The organism is Janthinobacterium longum (assembly GCF_051380735.1).
Lineage (GTDB): Bacteria > Pseudomonadota > Gammaproteobacteria > Burkholderiales > Burkholderiaceae_D > Janthinobacterium.
The window spans coordinates 17,583-34,823 of sequence record NZ_JBNYXQ010000009.1; the positions used below are offsets into that span (position 1 = coordinate 17,583).

Annotated in this window: 10 protein-coding genes; 8 read left to right on the forward strand and 2 right to left on the reverse strand. The window is 61.5% G+C overall.

Translation table 11 applies throughout. The features are described from left to right. Positions 1–57: 57 nt before the first annotated feature. A complete protein-coding gene (locus ACQ4WM_RS19895; protein WP_436548392.1) occupies positions 58–528 on the reverse strand; it encodes a GNAT family N-acetyltransferase in 471 nt (156 codons plus the stop codon). A 3-nt stretch (positions 529–531) separates the two neighbouring features. Continuing rightward, complete coding sequence (locus ACQ4WM_RS19900) at positions 532–2,880, reverse strand: Tex family protein (RefSeq protein WP_436548393.1); 2,349 nt, start codon at positions 2,878–2,880, stop codon at positions 532–534. Positions 2,881–3,050: 170 nt separating this feature from the next. Between ACQ4WM_RS19900 and ACQ4WM_RS19905 the strand changes: the two genes are divergently transcribed. From ACQ4WM_RS19905 to mlaE, 8 genes are all read left to right on the forward strand, one after another. Then, positions 3,051–6,155, forward strand: a complete 3,105-nt coding sequence (locus ACQ4WM_RS19905; protein WP_436548394.1) for a DEAD/DEAH box helicase — start codon at positions 3,051–3,053, stop codon at positions 6,153–6,155. A 42-nt stretch (positions 6,156–6,197) separates the two neighbouring features. Beyond that, the gene (locus tag ACQ4WM_RS19910; RefSeq protein ID WP_436548395.1) at positions 6,198–7,376 is read left to right on the forward strand and encodes a PAS domain-containing sensor histidine kinase; all 1,179 of its coding nucleotides are present in this window, start codon (positions 6,198–6,200) and stop codon (positions 7,374–7,376) included. 85 nt (positions 7,377–7,461) lie between these two features. Continuing rightward, positions 7,462–8,145, forward strand: a complete 684-nt coding sequence (locus ACQ4WM_RS19915) for a response regulator transcription factor (RefSeq protein ID WP_436548396.1) — start codon at positions 7,462–7,464, stop codon at positions 8,143–8,145. A gap of 135 nt (positions 8,146–8,280) precedes the next feature. Beyond that, on the forward strand, positions 8,281–8,985 hold the full coding sequence (locus tag ACQ4WM_RS19920) for a transposase (protein ID WP_436548397.1): 705 nt from the start codon (positions 8,281–8,283) through the stop codon (positions 8,983–8,985). A 174-nt stretch (positions 8,986–9,159) separates the two neighbouring features. Then, positions 9,160–13,860, forward strand: a complete 4,701-nt coding sequence (locus ACQ4WM_RS19925; RefSeq protein WP_436548398.1) for a glutamate synthase-related protein — start codon at positions 9,160–9,162, stop codon at positions 13,858–13,860. Between the two features lie 70 nt (positions 13,861–13,930). Beyond that, entirely contained in the window at positions 13,931–15,394 is a 1,464-nt protein-coding gene (locus ACQ4WM_RS19930) for a glutamate synthase subunit beta (protein ID WP_436548399.1), read from the forward strand. A 253-nt stretch (positions 15,395–15,647) separates the two neighbouring features. Continuing rightward, positions 15,648–16,457 (forward strand): ABC transporter ATP-binding protein, encoded by an 810-nt coding sequence (locus tag ACQ4WM_RS19935; protein ID WP_436548400.1) that lies wholly within the window; start codon positions 15,648–15,650, stop codon positions 16,455–16,457. Next, a complete protein-coding gene (gene mlaE, locus ACQ4WM_RS19940) occupies positions 16,454–17,239 on the forward strand; it encodes a lipid asymmetry maintenance ABC transporter permease subunit MlaE (protein ID WP_436548401.1) in 786 nt (261 codons plus the stop codon). The genes ACQ4WM_RS19935 and mlaE overlap by 4 nt, the downstream gene beginning before the upstream one ends. Positions 17,240–17,241: the final 2 nt, after the last annotated feature.

A 17,241-nucleotide genomic window follows, 5' to 3' on the forward strand; every position in this document is an offset into this window, starting at 1 on the left:
GTCATTTTATAAGAAAACGACGCCACGGGTATGCGCTCAGGTCATTAATTGAGGAACTCAGTCACGCTGCAGCGCCTTGCCCAGGCAGATGGACTGGGCCGCGCCCACGTATTTGCCCCAGGGCGTGACGCGGGTGTAGCCATGCTTGCTGTAAAAGGCCACGGCGCGGGTGTTGATCACGCGCGTGGACAAGTGCACGGCGCGGTAGCCCAGGCGCAGCGCTTCTGCTTCGGCATGCGCCAGCAAGGCTGCGCCCACGCCCGCGCTGCCGGGGCGGGAATACATGCGCTTGAGTTCGGCCGTTGTACTGTACGGTTCGCCCAGCGGACGCAGGGCGGCGCAGCCGAGCAGCTGGCCGGCACTGTTTTTGGCCAGATAAAATCTGCTGCGCTGGTCCGGCGCGTCGCTGGCAAACGAAGCATGGCCACTGTCACCAGTGAGCCTCTGCAGCACGCTTGACAATTCATCCTGCAACAGCAGCGCTTCGGTACTGCTGGCGCTGGCTGTCGCGATGATGATGTCTGGCACGACTTAACCGCGCAGCTTGGCAAACGCGGCCGCCATGCTGCCGGCCGGCTCGGGGGCGTTGCGTGTTTGCGACTGGTGCTGGGCCATGCTGCGGCGGTCGTTGCGGTCGCCTTTTTGCTCGGGCTTGCTGCCGGCCTGTGGTGCGCTGTCCGTCAATCGCATGGTCAGCGCGATGCGCTTGCGCTTTTCATCGACTTCCAGCACTTTTACGCGCACTACCTGGCCGGCTTTCACCACCGTGTGCGGATCTTTGACGAAGGTATTGGACAATGCCGAGATATGTACCAGGCCATCCTGGTGCACGCCGATATCGACAAAGGCGCCAAATGCCGCCACGTTGGTGACCACGCCTTCCAGTATCATGTCCGGGCGCAGGTCGCGGATTTCTTCCACGCCTTCCTTGAACGTGGCGGTGGTAAATTCGGGACGCGGATCGCGGCCCGGCTTTTCCAGCTCTTTCAGGATGTCGGAAATGGTCGGCACGCCGAAAGTTTCATCGGCATACCTGGCCGGGTTCAATGTTTTCAGCAACGACGTTTCGCCGATCACGGCCTTGATGTCTTTCTTGATGTCGGCCAAAATCTTTTCCACCAGCGGGTACGATTCCGGATGGACCGCCGAGGCGTCGAGCGGATTGTCGCCACCCATCACGCGCAGGAAGCCGGCCGCCTGTTCAAACGTCTTGTCGCCCAGGCGCGGCACGCCTTTCAGTGCCGCGCGCGAGGTGAACGCGCCCTTCATGTCGCGATAGCTGACGATGCTTTGCGCCACACTGGCCGACAGGCCCGACACGCGCGCCAGCAGTGGCGCGGACGCCGTGTTGACGTCGACACCGACCGCATTGACGCAGTCCTCCACTACCGCGTCGAGCGAGCGGGCCAACTGGCTCTGGCTCACGTCGTGCTGGTACTGGCCCACGCCGATCGATTTCGGATCGATTTTCACCAGTTCGGCCAGCGGGTCCTGCAAGCGGCGCGCGATCGAGACGGCGCCGCGCAGCGACACATCCATGTCCGGCAATTCTTTCGATGCGAACTCGGACGCCGAGTACACCGACGCGCCCGCTTCCGAGACGACGATTTTCGTCATCTTCGCTTCCGGGTGCTGCTTGATCAGGTCCTGCGCCAGCTTGTCGGTTTCGCGCGAGGCGGTACCGTTGCCGATCGAGATCAAGGATACGTTGTGCTTGGCGGCCAGCCGGCCCAGGGTGTGCAGGGAACCATCCCAGTCGTTCTTTGGCTGGTGCGGGTAGATCACGGCCGTGTCGACGACTTTGCCGGTGGCGTCGACCACGGCCACTTTCACGCCCGTGCGCAGGCCCGGGTCCAGGCCCATGGTGGCGCGCTGGCCGGCCGGCGCGGCCAGCAGCAGCGCTTTCAGATTGGTGGCAAACACATTGATGGCGTCCTGCTCCGAGCGTTCGCGCAGCGCGCCCATCAGTTCGGTTTCCAGGTGCATGAAGCTTTTGACGCGCCAGGTCCAGCGCGCCGTGTCGGACAGCCATTTGTCGGCCGGACGGCCCTGGTTCTTGATGCCAAAGCGGGCGGCGATACGGCCTTCGCACGGGTTGTGCGGCGCATCCCATTTCGGTTTTTCCGCTTCCGTATCAAGGCGCAAGGTGACGTCGAGGATGCCTTCGCGGCGCCCGCGCAGCAGGGCCAGCGCGCGGTGCGATGGTACGGTACTAATAGTTTCCGAGTAATCGAAATAATCGGCAAATTTTTCGCCTTCATCCTGCTTGCCTGCCACCACTTTCGACTCGACCACGCCGTGCTCCTGCACGTATTCGCGCAGGCTTTGCAGCAGGTTGGCGTCTTCGGCAAAGCGCTCCATCAGGATCTGGCGCGCGCCATCAAGCGCCGCCTTGGTGTCGGGCACGCCAGGGTTATTGCCATCGGCACTGGTAAACGCGTCGCGCAGGAACTTGCCCGCTTCCATTTCCGGCGTCAGTTCCGGATTGTCCAGCAAGCCGTCGGCCAGCGGGCTCAAGCCCGCTTCAATGGCGATCTGGGCCTTGGTGCGGCGCTTTTGTTTATACGGCAGATACAAGTCTTCCAGGCGGGTCTTGTCTTCCGCGTGCATGACGGCGTCCAGCAGCGCCGGCGTCATTTTGTTCTGTTCCGTGATCGAGGCCACGATGGCGGCGCGCCGCTCTTCGAGTTCGCGCAGGTAGCGCAGGCGCTCTTCGAGCAGGCGCAGCTGGATATCGTCCAGGCCGCCAGTCGCTTCCTTGCGATAGCGGGCGATAAAAGGCACGGTGGCGCCTTCGTCGAGCAGTTCGATGGCGGCGGCAACTTGCACCGGTTTGGCGGCAAGTTCAAGGGCAAGACGTTGTTCGATGGTGGGCAGCATGGTTGTTTCCAAAGCGATCAAGGCTGGAATGATACGCAATCGGCGCGATTGTGTCAGTCTTTGGACAGTGTGCACGGTGGAACTGATATTGAATAAGCTATTCGGCCGCGTATGAAGGATAATATTGCCTGTTGCCGATTTTGATACACACTCCAACCATCATGCGTACCATGGATTTTACCCGCGACGATATCAGTGACACCCCTGCCGCACCGGCCAGCGCGCCGGGCGGGCCCTTGCCGTACGCCGTCGCCACCTGGCTGCAGCGCGTGGAGGCCGCCGCCCATCCCAAGCCGGTGCTGCCGCTGGCCGAACCCGATCCCAAGCTCAATGCGCACCGCCTGATCTATGTGCTGGCGCCCACCAGCGGCGGGCGCCATGTGGCGCTGTGCCTGTACAAGGCGCGGCTGCGGCCGAATGGCGATGTGGCTGCGGCCAGCCCGATCAGCGAGATTTTTTCGCTGCTGTCGGCGCCGCCCACGTTCCTGACGCCGGCGGACGAAGACCTGGTACGTTTCTTTGTTGCCATGCGCACGGGGCAAAATTCGCAGACGGGCAGTGCCACCGAACCGAAGGGGAAAGTCGGCGCGGCCCTGCTGTCCATGCTGGCCGAGCAGGACAAACTGTTGTGGGCCAATTCCTGGGCCGATGTCGGCAATGGCCTGGTGTATCCATTGAAAGAAGGCCCGGTACGCCAGGCGCGGCTGTTCTGGCGCGACGAAGGCAAGACCATGCGACTGGGCTGGCAGGTCGATCCGCCGGAGGGCGTCAGCCACCATGGCGCCGACCAGATCGACTACATGCTGCCGACCGATCCGCCGTGGTATATCGACAATCTGTCTTGCGGCGTGCTGGAACTGAACCAGGGCGGCTCCGACATTTCCCTGGCCGACCTGCAGGCGCTGGTGGCGCAGGCGCCGCCACTGAACGCGAACGACAAGATGCGCGTTTCGCAACTACTGCTGGCGCAGGGCTTGCAGCATCTGATGCCGCTGCCGCAACCGTTGCCGCAGCGCTTGCGCAAGGATGTGCCACCGACGCCGGTATTGCTGATGGACAGCGCCATGCTGGCCGACGGCAGCGTGCAGCGCTGGCATGACTTTGCCGTGCTGTCCTACGATTACGATGGCGAACGGGTGTCGTTCGACCCGGCCCAGCGCGTGGTGCGCCAGGTGGGCGAGGTAACGGAAATTATCCAGCGCAACACCGTCGACGAAGCGCGCGCGCTGGCGCTGCTGGCCGAACTGCAATTCAAGAAGCCCGGCGCGGCCCCCTTGAGCGGCCTGAAGGGCGCCTTGCTGCTGCCAAGCCAGGCCGAATGGCTGCGCTTTGCCGAGTCCGGCATCGATACCTTGCTCGACGCCGGCTGGATCGTCGAGAAAACCAATAAATACCGCTATGACGTGCTGGATGTCGACGACTGGTATGCCGACATCGATGACCAGGACCCGGAAAGCGGCAACGCCTGGTTTGAACTGGAACTGGGCATCGTCGTCAACCATGAACGCGTGCCGCTGCTGCCGGTGCTGGTGCAACTGATACGCAACGCGCCGAACGACTTCAATCCGAAGATCATCGACGCGCATGCCGATGATGACCAGATGCTGGCCACTCTGCCTGACGGCACCCGCGTGGCGCTGCCGTGGGGCCGCGTGCGGCCTATCCTGAATACCCTGGGCGAACTGTACTTCAACGACAAGATCAAGCGCGCGGTACGCATGTCGACCCTGGACGCGGCACGCCTGGAAGAGCTGGCGCGCGGGCTGGAACTGCGCTGGACCGGTGGCGAGCAATTGCGCGCCATGGGCCGCAAGCTGAGCCAGTTCGGTTCGGTGCAGAAAGTGGCGGCACCAAAGGGTCTGCAGGCCACCTTGCGCGACTACCAGGCCGACGGCCTGGCGTGGATGCAGTTCCTGCGCGACCATGACCTGGCGGGGATTTTGGCCGATGACATGGGTCTCGGCAAGACGGTACAGACGCTGGCGCATATCCTGATTGAAAAAGAAGCGGGGCGCCTGACGCATCCGGCACTGGTGATCGCGCCGACCAGCCTGATGGGCAACTGGCAGGATGAGGCAGCCAAGTTTGCGCCCAGCCTGAAAGTGCTGCTGCTGCAAGGCAAGGACCGCGCCCAGCAATTCGACCAGATCGACGATTGCGACCTGGTGCTGACCACCTATGCGTTGTTGCCGCGCGACGAAGAAACCTTGCGCGAGCATGATTTCCACCTGGTGATCCTCGACGAATCGCACTACATCAAGAATACGCGCAGCAAGGCGGCGCAAAGCGCGGGCCTGCTGCGCGCGCGCCACCGCCTGTGCCTGTCCGGCACGCCGCTGGAAAATCACCTGGGCGAACTGTGGTCGCAATTCCATTTCTTGCTGCCGGGCTTGCTGGGCGACGAGAAGACCTTCAACACCCAGTTCCGCCATCCTATCGAGCGCCAGGACGACCCGTTGCGCCGCATGCTGCTCAATCGCCGCATCAAGCCCTTCCTGCTGCGCCGCACGAAAGACAATGTCGCCAAGGAACTGCCGCCAAAAACGGAAATGGTGCGCAAGGTCGAACTGACGGGGCCGCAGCGCGACCTGTACGAAACCGTGCGCCTGGCGATGGACCAGAAGGTACGCGAGGAAATCGACAAGAAAGGCGTGGCGCGCAGCCAGATCGTGATCCTCGAAGCGCTGCTGAAACTGCGCCAGGTCTGCTGCGATCCGCGCCTGGTCAAGTCCTTGCCTGCGAAAAAGCAGGCGGCCGGTTCGGCCAAGCTGCTTGATTTGATGCAGATGGTGGAAGACTTGCTCGACGAAGGGCGCAAGATCCTCGTTTTCTCGCAATTTACCAGCATGTTGGAACTGATCGAGGAAGAACTGGAAGCGCGCGATATTCCGTACGCCTTGCTGACCGGCGAAACGAAAGACCGCAGCGCACAAGTGGCGGCCTTCCAGCAGGGCGCCGTGCCGATCTTTTTGATCAGCCTGAAGGCCGGCGGCGTGGGCCTGAACCTGACCGCCGCCGACACCGTCATCCACTACGATCCGTGGTGGAATCCGGCAGCCGAAAACCAGGCCACCGACCGCGCCTGGCGCATCGGCCAGGACAAGCCCGTGTTCGTCTATAAATTGATTGCCAAGGGCACGCTGGAAGAAAAGATCCAGTTGCTGCAGCAGAAGAAATCGGAGCTGGCGCAATCGATCCTGGCCGAAGGCGAGTCGCAGAAAATGGCGCTTACCCAGGAAGACTTGCAACAGATCTTTGCCCCGCTGGAAGATTAAGCACGCTTATACTGGCGTATTGATACCATGCCGGGTGTAAACATGCTGCCTGTTTTCCTGTTGCTGCTGGCCGGCGCCATCCTGATGGCGCTGCGTTTCGTGCAACTGCGCCGCGCCCTGCTGCGCGCACGCGAGGGCGAAACACAGTTCCGCCTGCTCTCCGAGCACAGCCGCGACGCGCAATTCCTGCTCGACGCCACCACCTTCGAATTACTTTATATCAGCCCGGCCGCCCGGCGTGTCACGGGCCTGGACTTGCCCGCCTTGCAGGAACACGCGACGCTGTTGTCGGCCGATGTGCCGGCCCGCTTGCGGCGCTGGCAGGACGGCGACACCAGCCGACTGACGCTGGTGCGCGAAGTGGAATTGCCGCACGGCGAAGGCCAGCTGGCGCTGGAAATTACTTCCACCATCGTCGAGCGCATGGCCGGCCGCGCCTGGACCCTGGTCGGCAGCGTGCGCGACGTGACGCAGGCGCAGCGGGAAGAATCCCAGCGCGCGCTCGAGCAGAAACGCTTTGCCTCGATGTTGTCGCATGAGTTCCGCACGCCGCTGGCCACCATCGATGGCGCCGCCCAGCGCCTGGTGGCGACCGGCGGCGGCGCCGACGAGGCCACCCGCAAGCGCTATCTCAAGATCCAGGCTGCGGTCGACCGTTTGCTGGCCATGATCGACGATTATCTGTCGCCCGAGCGCATGGCGGCCATCGGTCGCGAGCGGGCCGCCGATGGCGTCGCTCCTTCGATGTTGCTGCAGCAGGCAGCTGCCACCGTGCCAGCCAGCCATCCGGTACAACTGCAGCTCGATGAAGACTTGCCGGCCCGCTTGCGCTGCGACGTGGCAGGCATGGCCCTGGCGCTGAAAATCCTGCTGGAAAACGCCGTCAAATTCAGCCCGGCCGGCAGCCCGATCATGCTTGAAGGCCGGCTGGCGCCACAGGGCGGGGTGGAGTTCGTGGTGCAAGACCGCGGCCCCGGCGTGCCGGAATCCGAGATGGCGCAGGTGTTCGACAAGGGCTACCGTGGCATGCATGCGGCCGGCCACCCGGGCGCCGGCTTGGGCCTGTATATGGCGCGCGCCGTGGTCGAGGTGCATGGCGGCAGTTTGCAGCTGAATAACCGCGAGGAGGGCGGCGCCGCTTTCCGGATTTGGCTGCCGCTGCCGGCCACCGGGAAAAATCTTGCCTGTGCTGAAGCCAACCGTGATAATTCCTTGACGTAAGCCCGCCCTGCCGTCCATGATGCTGCAAGAAGCGCATGGCAAGTTTGCCTCACGAAATGCTTATTAACAGAAGAATGGCGTAGCAATGACGAAAATACTGATCGTCGAAGACAATCTGGATTACGCAGAAGACATGGCGGAGTTTCTCGTTGAGCTCGAACATGAAGTGCATGTCACCAGCTCGGCCGGCGATATGTGGGCAGCGCTCAGCCACGGCAATGTCGATGTGGTGGTGCTTGACCTGGGTTTGCCGGATGAGGACGGCTTCAATGTCATTCCGCGCATGCGCCAGCTGTATCCGCAGATCGGCGTGCTGGTGCTGACAGGCCGGGTGGCGTTCGACAGCCGCATCCGGGGTTTGCGCCTCGGTGCCGACCACTATTTGACCAAGCCGATCAAGTTCCCCGAACTGGCCGCCCATATCGAGGCGCTGGACCGCCGCGTCGGTCCGCAGGAAGCAGCCGCGCCGGAACCTGGCAAGTGGACCCTCAGAGTGAGCGCGCGCCAGCTGGAATTGATGGGTTCGGTGATCGCACTGACGGAAAAGGAATTCAATTTCCTGCACCTCCTGACCATCAATACCCGCCCGGTGCCGCGTGATGTGATCGTGGCCGGCATGGGCGGCGAAGATCCCGATGCGGGCCGCCGCGTCGACATGCTGGTATATCGCTTGCGCAAGAAAGCCAAGACCGGCCTGGGCCAGGATCTGCCACTACGCAGCGCCTATGGCGAAGGCTACAGCCTGTCGGCCAGTTTCAATCTGTCCTGAAGCCGGGCCATCAATAAAAAGGGACGTAGTCACTTCCTTTTTTTGATTTGTGAAAAAAAATCAGGGCCAGAGTCATGTTGCGGTAAACAACATGTGTAGAATCAAGGTATTAGCCTTTATCCTGACGACTCTGCCATGGCCCGCTTGCCCCGTTTGATCATTCCCCACCTGCCCCATTACGTTATCCAGCGCAGCAGCAACCGCCAGCCGGTGTTCCAGGACAGCGTTGACTATACGCAGTTCCTTGCGTGGCTGAAAACCGGCGCCAAAATGTTCAAGGTCGCGATCCACGCCTATGTGTTATTGCCTGACCAGTTGCATTTATTGGCCACGCCCGGTGATGCGACCGGCCTGGGCCAGCTGATGCAGTGGCTGGGGCGCTATTACGTACCCTACTTTAACCAGAAGTATGGGCGTGAGGGTGCTCTGTGGCAGGGACGCTACAAAACCTCGGTCATCGATGCCGAGCATTTTTTCCTGCTTTCCTGTCACTATCTGGAAATGGTGCCGGTGCAGGCGGGCCTGGCGGCCCAGCCGCGTGACTACCCCTGGTCCAGCCATGCCCACCATGCGGGCCTGCAGAGCGACCCCATCGTTACCGACCATGCGCTGTACTGGGCGCTGGGCAATACGCCATTCGAGCGCGAGGCGGCCTATCTGCGCCTGGTCGAGCAGGGCCTGGGCAGCAGCCAGGTCAAGGCCCTGGAAGCGGCCGTATTGAAGGGCTGGCCGCTCGGCTCGGACGCCTTCAAGCAGGCCCTGGAAGTCAAAATGAAACGCCAGGTGCTGCCCGCGAAACGTGGCCGGCCGCGCAAGATTGCGGTCGAGACCAGCCAATAAAGGAAAGAGGAAACAAGACGCATTTTCATTGATAAAACAATGACTATGTCCCTATTAAATTTTCACAGCGACAAAATTGAATTTAATTCGACTCTGACCCTGATTGTTGTAGTTGAGTTTTCTGCTGCATTGCACTACCCTGAGCTTTCGATAGATTTCTGCAGCGGAGAGCCCATGAAAGCGCAAGGCCTGTACGACCCAGCCAATGAACACGATGCCTGTGGCGTCGGCTTCGTCGCCCATATCAAGGGCAACAGAACCCATTCGATCGTCGAACAGGGTTTGCTGATACTGAAAAACCTCGATCACCGGGGCGCCGTCGGCGCCGATGCGCTGATGGGCGATGGCGCCGGCATCCTGATCCAGATTCCTGACCAGTATTACCGCGAAGAGATGGCCAAGCAGGGCGTGGAGTTGCCGCCGCCTGGCGAATATGGCGTGGGCATGGTGTTCTTGCCGAAGGAACATGCGTCGCGCATCGCCTGCGAACAGGAAATCGAGCGCGCCGTGCGCATCGAAGGCCAGGTCGTGCTCGGCTGGCGCAATGTACCGGTCGATACCGACATGCCGATGTCGCCGACCGTGCGCGCCAAGGAGCCGGTGATCCGCCAGATCTTTATCGGCCGTGGCCCGGACATCATGGTGACCGACGCGCTCGAGCGCAAGTTGTATGTGATCCGCAAATCGTCGGGCCACGCGATCCAGGCCTTGAAGCTGCTGCATGGCAAGGAATTCTTCGTGCCGTCGATGTCGGCGCGCACCATCGTCTACAAGGGCCTGCTGCTGGCCGACCAGGTCGGTGTCTACTATAAAGACCTGCAGGACGCGCGCTGCATCTCGGCGCTGGCGCTGGTGCACCAGCGTTTCTCGACCAACACCTTCCCGGAATGGCCGCTGGCCCACCCCTACCGTTTGATCGCCCACAACGGCGAGATCAACACCGTCAAGGGCAACTTCAACTGGATGCGCGCGCGCGAAGGCGTGATGAAGTCGGCCGTGCTGGGCGACGATCTGCAAAAGCTGTTCCCCTTGATCTATGAAGGACAGTCCGACACGGCCTGCTTCGACAATGCGCTCGAACTGCTGCTGATGGCCGGCTATCCGATCGCCCAGGCGATGATGATGATGATCCCCGAAGCGTGGGAAAACCACACCACGATGGACGACAACCGCCGCGCCTTCTATGAATACCATGCGGCCATGATGGAACCGTGGGACGGCCCGGCCGCGATGGCGTTTACCGATGGCCGCCATATCGGTGGCACCCTGGACCGCAATGGCTTGCGTCCGGCACGCTACATCGTCACCGACGACGACCTGGTGGTGATGGCCTCGGAATCGGGCGTGCTGCCGATCCCGGAATCGAAGATCATCCAGAAATGGCGCTTGCAGCCTGGCAAAATGTTCCTGATCGACCTGGAAGCGGGCCGCATCATCGACGACCAGGAACTGAAAAATACCTACGCCAACGCCAAGCCGTACAAGGCGTGGATCAACTCGGTGCGCATCAAGCTCAACGAAATCAAGATGGCCGAGGGCCAGGCGAAGCAGGACCGCGCGCAAGGCGAAAAAGCCCAGCCTTCGCTGCTCGACCGCCAGCAGGCGTTCGGCTACACCCAGGAAGACCTGAAATTCCTGCTGGCGCCGATGGCCGCCGCCGGCGAGGAAGCCACCGGTTCGATGGGCAATGACTCGCCGCTGGCCGTCATGTCGAACAAACTCAAGCCGCTGTACAGCTACTTCAAGCAGTTGTTCGCGCAAGTGACCAACCCGCCGATCGATCCGATCCGTGAAGCGATGGTGATGTCGCTGGTGTCGTTTATCGGCCCGAAACCAAACTTGCTCGACACCAACAACGTCAATCCGCCAATGCGCCTGGAAGTGTCGCAGCCGGTACTGGGCTTTGACGACATGGCGCGCCTGCGCAATATCAGCGCGCACACCGGCGGCAAGTTCAAGTCCTATGAACTCGATATCTGCTACCCGCTGGCCTGGGGCAAGGAAGGCGTCGAAGCTTGCCTGGCCTCGCTGTGCGCCGAAGCGGTCGACGCCGTCAAGTCGGGCCATAACATCCTGATTATCTCGGACCGCGCCATCTGTGCCGAGCAGGTCGCCATTCCGGCACTGTTGGCCACCTCGACCGTGCACCAGCACCTGGTCAGCAAGGGCCTGCGCGCTTCGGCCGGCCTGGTGGTGGAAACCGGTTCGGCCCGTGAAACCCATCACTTCGCCTTGCTGGCAGGGTATGGCGCGGAAGCGGTCCACCCTTATCTGGCGATGGAAACCCTGGTCGACCTGGCGCAAGGCTTGCCGGGCGACCTGTCTGGCGACAAGGCGATCTACAACTACACCAAGGCGGTCGGCAAGGGCTTGATGAAAGTCATGTCGAAGATGGGTATTTCGACCTATATGTCGTACTGCGGCGCGCAGATATTCGAAGCGATCGGCCTGAACAAGTCCCTGGTCGACAAGTACTTCAAGGGCACGGCCTCGAACGTGGAAGGCATCGGCGTGTTTGAAGTGGCGGAAGAAGCGCTGCGCCTGCATAACCTGGCCTTCGGCAATGACCCGCTGCTGGCCGACAAGCTCGACGCCGGCGGCGAATACGCCTTCCGCGTGCGTGGCGAAGACCATCTGTGGACGCCGGACGCAATTGCCAAGCTGCAGCATTCCACGCGCAGCAACAATTTCTCCAGCTATAAAGAGTACGCCCAGATCATCAACGACCAGAGCCGTCGCCACCTGACCCTGCGCGGCCTGTTCGAATTCAAGCTCGACCCGACCAAGGCGATCCCGCTCGATGAAGTGGAGCCGGCCAAGGAAATCGTCAAGCGTTTCGCCACCGGCGCCATGTCGATGGGCTCGATCAGCACCGAAGCGCACGCCACCCTGGCGGTCGCCATGAACCGTATCGGCGGCAAGTCGAACACCGGCGAAGGCGGCGAAGATCCGTCGCGCTATGCGATGGAACTGAAGGGTATCAAGATCAAGCAGGGCGAAACCATGGCCTCGATCATGGGCAAAGAGCAGATGGTGGTCGACATTGCCCTGCAGGAAGGCGATTCGCTGCGTTCGCGCATCAAGCAGGTCGCGTCTGGCCGCTTCGGCGTCACGGCGGCCTACCTGAACTCGGCCGACCAGATCCAGATCAAGATGGCGCAAGGCGCGAAACCTGGCGAAGGCGGTCAGTTGCCCGGCCATAAAGTGTCGGAATATATCGCTACCCTGCGTTTCTCGGTGCCGGGTGTGGGCCTGATCTCGCCGCCGCCGCACCACGATATCTATTCGATCGAAGACCTGGCGCAGTTGATCCACGATTTGAAAAACGCCAATCCGCGCGCCTCTATCTCGGTCAAGCTGGTGTCGGAAGTTGGTATCGGCACGGTGGCCGCCGGCGTGACCAAGGCCAAGGCCGATCACGTGGTGGTGGCCGGCCATGACGGCGGCACCGGCGCTTCGCCATTGTCGTCGGTGAAACACGCCGGCACGCCGTGGGAGCTGGGCCTGGCGGAAACGCAGCAGACGCTGGTATTGAATGGCTTGCGCAGCCGCATCCGCGTGCAGGCCGATGGCCAGATGCGTACCGGCCGAGACGTGGTGATCGCCGCCTTGCTGGGCGCCGACGAAATCGGTTTTGCCACCGCGCCGCTGGTGGTCGAAGGCTGCATCATGATGCGCAAATGCCATCTGAACACCTGCCCGGTGGGCGTGGCCACGCAAGATCCTGTGCTGCGCGCCAAGTTCTCGGGCAAGCCGGAATATGTCGTCAATTACTTCTTCTTCGTGGCCGAAGAAGCGCGTCAATTGATGGCGCAGCTGGGCATCCGTACCTACGATGAACTGATCGGCCGCGTCGACCTGCTCGACAAATCGAAGGCGATCACGCACTGGAAGGCGCAGGGCCTGGACTTCTCGGCCATCTTCCACAAACCGGAAACGACGGGCGACCAGGCCTGCCGCCACGTGGAAAACCAGGACCACGGGCTGGACAAAGCGCTCGATCACAAGCTGATCGCGCAAGCCCGTGCGGCGCTGGAAAAGGGCGAAAGAGTGTCGTTCATTTCGCCGGTGCGCAACGTCAATCGCACGGTCGGCACCATGCTGTCCGGTGAGGTGGCGAAGAAATACGGCCATGCCGGCTTGCCGGATGACACTATCCACATCCAGCTGCAAGGCACTGCGGGCCAGTCGGCCTGCGCCTTCCTGGCGCACGGCATCACGATCGACCTGGTCGGCGAAGGCAACGACTACGTCGGCAAGGGCCTGTCGGGCGGGCGCATTATCGTGCGGCCCAATACCGAGTTCCGCGGCTGGGCGGTGGATAACATCATTATCGGCAACACGGTGCTGTACGGCGCGGTTGCCGGCGAAGCCTTCTTCAATGGCGTGGCGGGCGAACGCTTTGCCGTGCGCAACTCGGGCGCCACTGCGGTGGTCGAGGGCCTGGGCGACCATGGCTGCGAATACATGACCGGCGGCACGGTGGTGGTGCTGGGCGCGACGGGCCGTAACTTTGCGGCCGGCATGTCGGGCGGTGTTGCCTACGTGTACGACCCGGCCGGTGACTTTGCCAGCAAGTGCAACACGGCCATGGTCAGCCTCGACAAGGTGCTTACGGCCAGCGAGCAGCAAGCCCAGCGTGATGCGTGGCATGCCCAGCACCGCAATGGCACGCCGGAAGCCGATGAAGTGATCCTCAAGCGCCTGATCGAGCGTCACTTCAAGCACACGGGCAGCACCCGCGCCCGCGTCCTGCTCGACGACTGGGCAGTGGCACGCGGCAAATTCGTCAAGGTCTTCCCGAACGAATACAAGCGCGCGCTGATTGAAATGGCCGCCGACGCCGCACAGGAAGTGCAAGCCGTCGCCGCCTGAGCCAGCTGACAATAATGTGACCAGGGAGCGGCCAGGCCGCTCCCCGCCAGCCAAATATAAAGGAATCATCGTGGGTAAAATCACCGGCTTCATGGAATTCAAGCGCCAGGACGAACACTATCTGGAGCCTGCCGCGCGTCTGAAGAACTACAAGGAATTCGTGCTGCACCTGTCGGACGCGCAGGCGACCGTGCAGGGCGCGCGCTGCATGGACTGCGGCATCCCTTTCTGCAACTCGGGCTGCCCGGTCAATAACATCATCCCGGACTGGAACGACCTGGTGTACCGCGGCGCCTACCGCGAAGCACTGGACGTCTTGCATTCGACCAATAATTTCCCGGAATTTACGGGCCGCATCTGCCCGGCACCGTGCGAAGCCGCCTGCACCCTGGGCATCCATGAAGATCCGGTCGGCATCAAGTCGATCGAACATAAAATCATCGACATGGGCTGGGAACATGGCTGGGTCACGCCGCAGCCGGCCTCTTTCAGTACCGGCAAGAAAGTGGCCATCGTCGGCTCCGGCCCCGCCGGCCTGGCGGCGGCGCAGCAACTGGCGCGGGCCGGCCATGCCGTCACCGTGTTTGAAAAGAGCGACCGCATCGGCGGCCTGATGCGCTACGGCATTCCTGACTTCAAGATGGAAAAGTCGCATATCGACCTGCGCGTGAAACAGATGGAAGCCGAAGGCGTGGTATTCCGCCCCAGCGTGCTGGTGGGCAAGGATTTCCCTGCCCATGTGAATAACTGGGCCAAGGAAACGATTTTCCCGGAAGACCTGGAAAAAGAATTCGACGCCGTCATCATGGCCGGCGGCGCCGAGCAGCCGCGCGACTTGCCGGTGCCGGGCCGCGAACTGAAGGGCGTGCATTTCGCCATGGATTTCCTGCCGCTGCAAAACAAGGTCAACGCCGGCGACAAGATCAAGGACCAGATCAAGGCCGCCGGCAAGCACGTGGTGGTGATCGGCGGCGGCGACACGGGCTCGGACTGCGTCGGCACCTCGAACCGCCAGGGCGCCGCCTCGGTGGCCCAGTTCGAACTGATGCCGATGCCGCCGGAACAGGAAAACAAGCCGCTGGTCTGGCCTTACTGGCCGACCAAGCTGCGCACCTCGTCTTCGCACGAGGAAGGTTGCGAACGCGACTGGGCGGTGGCCACCAAGCGCTTCGAAGGCAAGGGCGGCAAGGTTGAAAAGCTGATCGCCTGCCGGGTCGAGTGGAAAGACGGCAAGATGAGCGAAGTGCCGAACTCGGAATTCGAGATGAAGGCCGACCTGGTATTTTTGGCAATGGGCTTTGTGTCGCCGGTGCAGCAGGTACTTGAAGCATTCGGCGTCGACACCGATGCGCGCGGCAATGCCAAGGCCACCACGGAAGGCGAACGCAGCTACTACACCTCGGTGCCAAAGATCTTTGCCGCCGGCGACATGCGCCGCGGCCAGTCGCTGGTGGTGTGGGCGATCCGTGAAGGACGCCAGTGCGCGCGCGCCGTCGACGAGTTCCTGATGGGCGCATCGTTGCTGCCACGTTAAGAAAATAAGCGAGCACTTGCTCGCTTTGAAAGCCAGGGCCACGGCGCGCACAGCGTTGTGGCCCTTGTTGTTTTTTCTTGGGATCAACTAACCGCGAAGGGCGCCGGTCTTTACACGGTTTTTACACTAAAATATCTGACTTTCGATTCATTAGTGTTGTATTCTTCCCCTTGCCAAGGTGGTGGCGAGGGGCGCCTCAGCAGAGATTGGTCTTTCTGCACTACAATACGCCATTAAAATAGTGAGTTTCGTCGTGCCAAATCTTGTTGAAATCCGTGATTTACACTTTGCCTATGGAGAACGTTCGATTTTATCGGGCCTTCAAATGGATTTCCCACGTGGAAAAGTTGTGGCCGTCATGGGTGGCTCCGGCAGTGGCAAGACAACCGTACTGCGCCTGATCGGCGGCCAGTTGCGCCCCAGTTCCGGCGCTGTCACCGTCCACGGCCAGGTCGTGCATGAACTTGATACCGAGAATCTGTATTTGATGCGCCGCAAGATGGGCATGCTGTTCCAGCACGGTGCCTTGTTTACCGACTTGACGGCGTTCGAGAACGTTGCTTTCCCGTTGCGAGAGCATACCGACCTGAACGAAGAGCTGATCCGTACCCTGGTGCTGATGAAGTTGCACGCGGTCGGCCTGCGCAATGCGGCGCAACTCAAACCTGCTGAAATTTCGGGTGGCATGGGCCGGCGCGTGGCGCTGGCGCGGGCGATCGCCCTCGACCCTGAATTAATCATGTACGACGAACCGTTTGCTGGCCTCGACCCGATTTCCATGGGCGTGACCGCCAATCTGATCCGCAACCTGAACGATGCGCTCGGTTCAACGTCCATCCTGGTATCGCACGATGTGAAGGAGTGTTTCGCCATCGCTGATTATGTTTATTTTCTGTCGTCGGGCAAAATCGTGGCGCACGGCACGCCGGCCGAGATGGCCGTCTCGAGCCACCCGTACGTGAAGCAGTTCGTCAATGCGGAAGCCGATGGGCCGGTGCCGTTTCACTATCCCGGCAAGACGCTGGCCGATGACCTGGGTCTGCACGCGGAGGTCAGCCGATGATTGTGCGCTTCCTGGCGGCTATCGGAGCATGGTTGCGTCATTCTATCCAGGACCTCGGCTTTGCCGTCAGGTCCTTCTTTATCATTATTGCCGCTTCGGGCGGCCTGTTTCGCCGGCCGCGCCTGGTGGTCGAGCAATTGTTTTTTGTCGGCAGCCGCTCGCTGGTGATCACCACCGTCTCCGGCCTGTTTGTCGGCATGGTGCTGGGGCTGCAAGGTTATTACACACTGACCACTTATGGCGCGACGCAGTCGCTGGGCCAGCTGGTGGCGCTGTCGCTGATGCGTGAACTGGGGCCGGTCGTGACCGCCCTGCTGTTTGCCGGCCGCGCCGGCACTTCGCTGACGGCTGAAATCGGCCTGATGAAGGCTGGCGAGCAATTGTCGGCGATGGAAATGATGGCCGTGAACCCGATCCAGCGCGTGCTGGCACCGCGTTTGTGGGCCGGCGTGATCGCCATGCCGATCCTCGGTGGTATTTTCACGGCGGTCGGCATTATTGGCAGTTATCTGGTGGGGGTGGTGCTGATCGGCGTTGACGAAGGTTCGTTCTGGTCGCAAATGCAGGCCGGTGTCGATGTCTGGAAAGATATCGTCAACGGCACGTATATCAAAAGCATGGTATTTGGCATTGCCGTGACGTTTATCGCCCTGTTCCAGGGTTACCAGGCAGAGCCGACACCGGAAGATGTGTCCGGTGCTACCACGCGCACGGTGGTCATCTCGTCGCTGATGGTGTGGTGGCTGGATTTCATGATGACAGCTGTGATGTTCAGCAAGTAAGT

Coding starts and splice junctions, on each gene's coding strand:
- ACQ4WM_RS19920 (WP_436548397.1), top strand. CDS start 8,281: ATGGCCCGCTTGCCCCGTTTGATCATTCCCCACCTGCCCCATTACGTT.
- ACQ4WM_RS19925 (WP_436548398.1), top strand. CDS start 9,160: ATGAAAGCGCAAGGCCTGTACGACCCAGCCAATGAACACGATGCCTGT.
- ACQ4WM_RS19910 (WP_436548395.1), top strand. CDS start 6,198: ATGCTGCCTGTTTTCCTGTTGCTGCTGGCCGGCGCCATCCTGATGGCG.
- ACQ4WM_RS19915 (WP_436548396.1), top strand. CDS start 7,462: ATGACGAAAATACTGATCGTCGAAGACAATCTGGATTACGCAGAAGAC.
- mlaE (WP_436548401.1), top strand. CDS start 16,454: ATGATTGTGCGCTTCCTGGCGGCTATCGGAGCATGGTTGCGTCATTCT.
- ACQ4WM_RS19905 (WP_436548394.1), top strand. CDS start 3,051: ATGGATTTTACCCGCGACGATATCAGTGACACCCCTGCCGCACCGGCC.
- ACQ4WM_RS19900 (WP_436548393.1), bottom strand. CDS start 2,880: ATGCTGCCCACCATCGAACAACGTCTTGCCCTTGAACTTGCCGCCAAA.